The following is a 5,784-nucleotide window of genomic DNA, read 5'->3' on the forward strand; positions in this document are numbered from 1 at the left end:
AAGCTGATTGAAGAAATGAATCAATTAGCTTCGGTATATCCTCTCTCCGTTCTCGAAGCGACGGTACCTGTAAGCGGATTACATTCAATCTATAGAATAAATCTTCACGAAAGCGATTCTTATGTACGAGATGTTGTAAATCACGATGTGTGGCGGCAATCACTCTTACATCAATGTCGCGATCTATCGTTTCTCCAACTCTTCGAATCTTTCTTTCTTGCAACACCCTTAATAGTTTAGCTTGAAGATCATAGGACATATCACCAATTTCATCTAAAAAAAGCGTTCCGTAATTGGCCATTTCAAATAATCCAGCTTTCCCGCCCTTCTTAGCACCGGTAAACGCTCCTTCCCCATATCCAAACAATTCACTTTCTAAAAGTTCAGCAGGGATAGCTGCACAGTTTACAGGTATAAAAGGCCGGCCATTTCTGCTGCTTGCATTATGAATAGCTTGCGAGAATAGCTCCTTTCCTGTCCCGCTTTCCCCAGTAATTAAAATTGGCAAATTAGAATCCGCCACTTTTTTCGCAACGGTTACAACGCCTTTTAAGCCTGCTTCCTTCCCAATAATTTGATCAAATGTATATTTCGCTTCATACATTGAATCCATTTTTCTCTCTAATTGTTTTAACTTCTCATTTTGTTTCTTGAGTTCCTGAGAAAGTCTGTGAACTTCAGTTAGACTTTTACAAACCGAGACAGCTCCAATAACTTTATCATTGACGATGATAGGGGCCATATCAACTAAATACTCTCTATCCCTCGTTTTCCGATATACGCCCACTCTACATTTTCTATCCTCCAGCGTATCAGGCAGCTGTGCACCAGGGCGATATTCTCGAAGCGGCTTTCCAAGGATGTCAGAGGTTACTCCTGTAATTCTTGTATATTCGGGGTTAATCAGTTGAACGATCCCTTCTTGGTCAATGACCAAAATGCCATCATTGATAGAATCTATCACTGCTTTCCACCACTCTACCTGTTTTTCAAAGGAGACATCTATTTGATGATTTAGTATAGACATAATTTAGCACGACCCTCTCCGCTTCTTTAAATAGGTAAATTTTATACATAATAACCTTTTTAAAACATATTTGTGTTTTCAATATATCATTTTTGGCGAGGTCGATGCTTCGAAAGTTAATTTTCACTTATTTCCCCATTATAATAATCCAAAATCCCCATAAATAGAGGTACAATATAACTATAAAAGGAGGAGAAACAGATGAAGAAATACCTATCAATGATAATAGCCATTATTCTACTATTATCAGCGTCCGTTTTTAGTTCAACGGCAGAAGCAGCTACTACCAAGTCTTACACTATTAAAGACCAAAACATGAAAAAGGCTACATTTTATGTAACAACATTAAGTCAGAAGAAAGAATATGACTCAACCTATTATTCTTATCAATTTGCAACAAAGTATGCCGGAAAAAGCAAAAAAACTTTATCGACAAAATTAAGAAGCGAATACTACATTAATGGCGATACTTCATGTGCCGCGGGCTCTGATGATAAAGTGCGTATTCGTAACCAACAATCCTCTCCAACAATTATTTATTTTGAAAGAAGTTTTTGTGGAGATATAGGTGTGCTTTCGATGTATACCGTAAAAAGCGGAAACCTTTCAAAAGTAAAAGTGCCTCGTGACACTTACTTGAATTCAATCAAGTATACAGGAAAGAACAAATTGCAAGGTTGGTCCCAATATCGTGGTGGAGACAAAACAATCTACAACTTCACGTTTAATCCAAAAACAAATTCGTTGAAATTGGTTAATTCTTATACGAAATACGCTAACTAATACTAGAACTACCCCACTTAGTAAACGTTTAAAGTGGGGGTTTTTTTATGTATTGTTGTTAGCAAATTCATCATATGAATGGCCATAATGATATTGAATAACCTTTTCATCCAAAAAATCGTTTCAAAAAGAACAAAAGGAATATAAATACAATTGATATTCTTCTTTAATTTGTTAAAATTAGATGTAGGAATATTATTGAGGAGGAACATTTTTTTATGTCCATTGAAGTAGGAAGTAAGGTACAAGGGAAAGTAACAGGCATTACTAATTTTGGAGCATTCGTAGAATTATCGGGAGGAACAACAGGTCTTGTACATATCAGCGAGGTAGCAGATAGCTATGTAAAAGACGTGAATGACCATCTTAAAGTAGGCGATCAAGTCGAAGTGAAAGTGCTTAGTGAGAAGGACGGAAAACTTTCCTTATCTATCAAAAAAGCTATAGATAAACCAGAAGGACAAACCTCCACTTATTCCCAACGTGCACCGCGTCAGGGAAGACCTAACAGCTATTCAAAAGACTCTCGTCCAAAAAGTAATTTTAAACCAAAAGAAAATTTTGAGGACAAAATTACTCGCTTCTTAAAGAATAGTGAAGAGAATTTATCATCTCTTAAACGTAACACTGAATCAAAAAGAGGCGGTAGAGGCGGAAGACGCGGATAAACCTGCTACTCTTTTAATATTTCACCATATTATGAAGGCAAGCCAAATCAGCTTGCCTTCTTCCAATTGGCGGCCAGACAATAATAAAAGAAGAAAACAACTTTTCCTTGTTAGAGGAATCGTTGTTTTCTTCTTTTTATTTACTTCAATATAGCATTTTAGAATAGCAGTCGGCCTTTTTGAGCGTGCTCCTAGCCCTTTCTGGTTCGGACCTGGTTCGCTCTACTATTTCGCCAATTTTTATTTAACCTCTTCGCTAAAAAACCGATATTTTTCCTTGATATTTTTATAAGTGCCGACATCTTGGACCAACTCGCTAACAAGATCGTAGCCGCAATATGTGTGCCTTAACGTATTAAACTCGTCTAGCACAACATGATCTTGATCCTCTAATAAACTGTAACAATCTCCACAACGAATGGCCATAGCCAACACCTCCAAAGAAATATATTAACTATATTCGTCGAAACGTGACGTATTTCCTTCTTTTAAACAGAAAAATCCCATTTTGGAGTTTTATTTATTAATATTCCTGCGTGTCCATTCTCATAATCTCAGCTCTCGATACGCCCCCGAATAACACACGTTAACCACATATGGGTATAAAAAAAACACCCATTTGAACTGGATGTAAACTAATACAAATTAATAAGAGTGTTATTTAGGTTACCAAAATGAGGTTTGACAATGTAGTCCTTTGCGCCAGCCTTTAACGCTTCGATTACTAATGGCTGCGAACCAAGTACCGAGCACATCACAACCTTTGCACGTTGGTCAAAGCAAATAATCTCTTTTAAAGCTTCGATTCCATTAACTTTTGGCATCGTTACATCCATCAACACAATATCCGGAGAAAGCATCTTATACTTTTCTATCGCTTCTAGACCATCTTCGGCTTCCGAAATAACGGTAAAATGATTTGGGTTTAACTCCCTTTTCAATAATGTTCTCATAAAAAGAGAATCATCCACAAGCAAAATAGACTTCTTCAATAATAGAAATACCTTTCTTTAAAGACTAAGGCAAATCAGGAAAATGCCACTTTATTTATTATAATTATACAGGAATAATTCCTGGCAGCTCGGCCACCATGGCAAAAATGCTTTAGGTCCGTAGCTTTGCGTCTCTTACTTTCGTAAAATTTGCCCCAATAGGCATAATAACACATTTAATATGAAGGATTAAATATAAAATAATAGTTATAAACACCTATAAATCACTAATAAATTTGTGGATAGGTTATTTTGCTTTAATTTTTTGATATTCGTTTAATAAAATATCTAACTCTTGACTGGATTTAATCGTGTCGGGATGGCCAAGTCCTTTTAATTTTCCTACAACAATCATACGGGTTCTTACAGCGTCAATTCTATATTCCAGCTCTTTAAGTGATAAAACTTTCATTTTCGCAACTTAACTCCCTATTCGTTTTTAACAAAAAATAGAAAACATAGGCAACAGCCATCATTATAAACTATGATTCATAAAATAATAAGGGGTTCGACAGTTAATCCGTTGATACGACAAAATCTTTACAAATGAACATACCATTTAAAGAGAAATGAGCTATTCATACAGCAATGAGCCTCTCCTACAGAAAATCTACAAAAGAGTTTGACTCACGCTATTCTATTAACTGATATTCAGAAATATAATTTATAAAGATGAAGAACTTTCGTTAAGGGGGATCATTGGTGAAAGAATGGACTATGCAATTATTTGATTACCATGTATGGGCTAACGATAGGTTAATTCAACATTTAAAAGGTCTTCCAGAGGCAGTTTTTCTTAACAAAGTGAACAGTATTTTCCCTAGCGTTGCTGAAACCTTTGGTCATATGATAGCAGTGGATGAACTATGGTATTTACGGCTGAAAGGAAATAGTTTGCAGCAAATTGTATCCAAATTATTCAGCACAATTGAGGATACTGTAAAAGCATCTACTGTTTTACATAATGAGATAAAGGATTTTCTTATCAATATGGAAGATGTTGAAGATATGGCTGGTTATCAAAATACGAAAGGTGACCAATTTAACAACAAAATCGCTGAAGTCGTTCAACATATAGTCAATCACGGAACGTATCATAGAGGAAACATTGCTGCAATGATTAGACAGATGGGGTATGAGGGCGTATCAACCGATTATATTTTTTATTTAAGAGACAAATAAGCGTATTTACATACTCCCCACGACTAATCGTTTTCTCGTTCAGAAAAGCTATAAATAGATTGTTTTAAAGGCATATCTCAATGGCTGCTATCTACTATTGGACCGGCTATTATTATTTTAGTTGGATAAACAAATAAAACTTCAGTTCTATTATGATTAGAGTTTTGTTTTGGCTCATTTTCACCTCTGCTCCATAAAATTTGACGTTAAAAAAAGAACCAACGAAACGTTGATTCTTTTTTTAACCATTTGGTTTTTGTACCTTTCCCTTTAAGAAAAATTTATAACAAGCGTCTATCTGCTTAGATATTTTTTGCCAAAACCCCTTATTATTATTTACTTCTTCAAGAGATTGTTGAGCAGCTAATAAATGATCCATCATATAAGAGACTTTTTCTGCTTCCATTTCATGATGCATTCTTTGTGATTCTCTAAATTCCTCCATGCTTTGCCTCAGCTCATACATTTCATGAATTAATTCAGCATTCTGCTCTTTAAGTCTATTTTGGTGCAATCGAAATTGTTCATTTTGTTGAACTAAGAAACTAATTAGCTTCTTAACATCCGTAAGCTCATGGTTGATTGAGACCAATGATGTATCCTCTAAATCCATAGTAATTGTTCTCGGTATACCACGTTCCTCCAACTTCGTATTCACTTCTTCTCTTTTAAAACCTTCAGCATAAAACTGCCTGATTAATCTTATTTTCTCAATTTCTGAAGCATGAATTCGGTAACGATTATGCTCCTTTTTAAAATTCAAATATTCTTCATGTTCGTGTAGGTACCGTTTTAAACTATTCTCAGGGATCTCCGGAAGCGCCTCTTTCAGTTCTTTCATTGTTAAAAACTGATTTATCAACGTTTTCAGCACCTTTCTTGGTTTATCAACCACCCAACCACCAACATAACAACCACGCTATTATAATTCTATTAAGTCTTCTCTTTTTCCTTCTTTACCCAATTTTATATTAACATTCTCTCATAGTTAGGCAAAAAAAAATAGCCCCTACTCTGGGACTATTTTTTGCCTGGCAACGTCCTACTCTCACAGGGGGAAACCCCCAACTACCATCGGCGCTGAAGAGCTTAACTTCCGTGTTCGGAATGGGAACGGGTGTGACCTCTTCGC

General features: G+C 35.7%; 8 protein-coding genes, 1 rRNA gene and 1 riboswitch. Of the genes, 3 read left to right on the forward strand and 6 right to left on the reverse strand.

From position 1 onward, the window contains the following. On the reverse strand, positions 1-1,027 hold a 1,027-nt coding region (locus tag V7068_RS18185; RefSeq protein WP_499713948.1), incomplete at its 3' end, for a sigma-54 interaction domain-containing protein. Between the two features lie 201 nt (positions 1,028-1,228). Between V7068_RS18185 and V7068_RS18190 the strand changes: the two genes are divergently transcribed. Then, positions 1,229-1,810, forward strand: coding sequence for a hypothetical protein (locus tag V7068_RS18190; RefSeq protein WP_499713949.1), 582 nt, complete (start codon positions 1,229-1,231; stop codon positions 1,808-1,810). A gap of 218 nt (positions 1,811-2,028) precedes the next feature. Next, on the forward strand, positions 2,029-2,478 hold the full coding sequence (locus V7068_RS18195) for a S1 domain-containing RNA-binding protein (protein ID WP_119117191.1): 450 nt from the start codon (positions 2,029-2,031) through the stop codon (positions 2,476-2,478). A gap of 240 nt (positions 2,479-2,718) precedes the next feature. Here V7068_RS18195 and V7068_RS18200 read toward each other — a convergent pair whose 3' ends face one another. From V7068_RS18200 to V7068_RS18210, 3 genes are all read right to left on the reverse strand, one after another. Then, a complete protein-coding gene (locus tag V7068_RS18200) occupies positions 2,719-2,904 on the reverse strand; it encodes a hypothetical protein (protein WP_375351761.1) in 186 nt (61 codons plus the stop codon). Between the two features lie 209 nt (positions 2,905-3,113). Then, positions 3,114-3,470 (reverse strand): response regulator, encoded by a 357-nt coding sequence (locus V7068_RS18205; RefSeq protein ID WP_499713950.1) that lies wholly within the window; start codon positions 3,468-3,470, stop codon positions 3,114-3,116. A gap of 80 nt (positions 3,471-3,550) precedes the next feature. Continuing rightward, a riboswitch (cyclic di-GMP riboswitch) is annotated at positions 3,551-3,635 on the reverse strand. A gap of 82 nt (positions 3,636-3,717) precedes the next feature. Further along, complete coding sequence (locus V7068_RS18210; RefSeq protein ID WP_286676492.1) at positions 3,718-3,882, reverse strand: aspartyl-phosphate phosphatase Spo0E family protein; 165 nt, start codon at positions 3,880-3,882, stop codon at positions 3,718-3,720. A 290-nt stretch (positions 3,883-4,172) separates the two neighbouring features. On the opposite strand from V7068_RS18210, the gene V7068_RS18215 reads away from it, so the two are divergent. Next, the gene (locus V7068_RS18215) at positions 4,173-4,652 is read left to right on the forward strand and encodes a DinB family protein (RefSeq protein WP_499713951.1); all 480 of its coding nucleotides are present in this window, start codon (positions 4,173-4,175) and stop codon (positions 4,650-4,652) included. Positions 4,653-4,893: 241 nt separating this feature from the next. On the opposite strand, the gene V7068_RS18220 is transcribed toward V7068_RS18215, so the two are convergent. After that, positions 4,894-5,493 (reverse strand): hypothetical protein, encoded by a 600-nt coding sequence (locus tag V7068_RS18220; protein WP_499713952.1) that lies wholly within the window; start codon positions 5,491-5,493, stop codon positions 4,894-4,896. Positions 5,494-5,681: 188 nt separating this feature from the next. Continuing rightward, positions 5,682-5,784: ribosomal RNA gene (gene rrf / locus V7068_RS18225) — 5S ribosomal RNA — on the reverse strand; the annotation flags it as partial.

It is taken from the genome of Bacillus sp. JJ634 (assembly GCF_036962285.1).
Classification (GTDB): Bacteria; Bacillota; Bacilli; order Bacillales; family DSM-1321; genus Peribacillus; species Peribacillus asahii_A.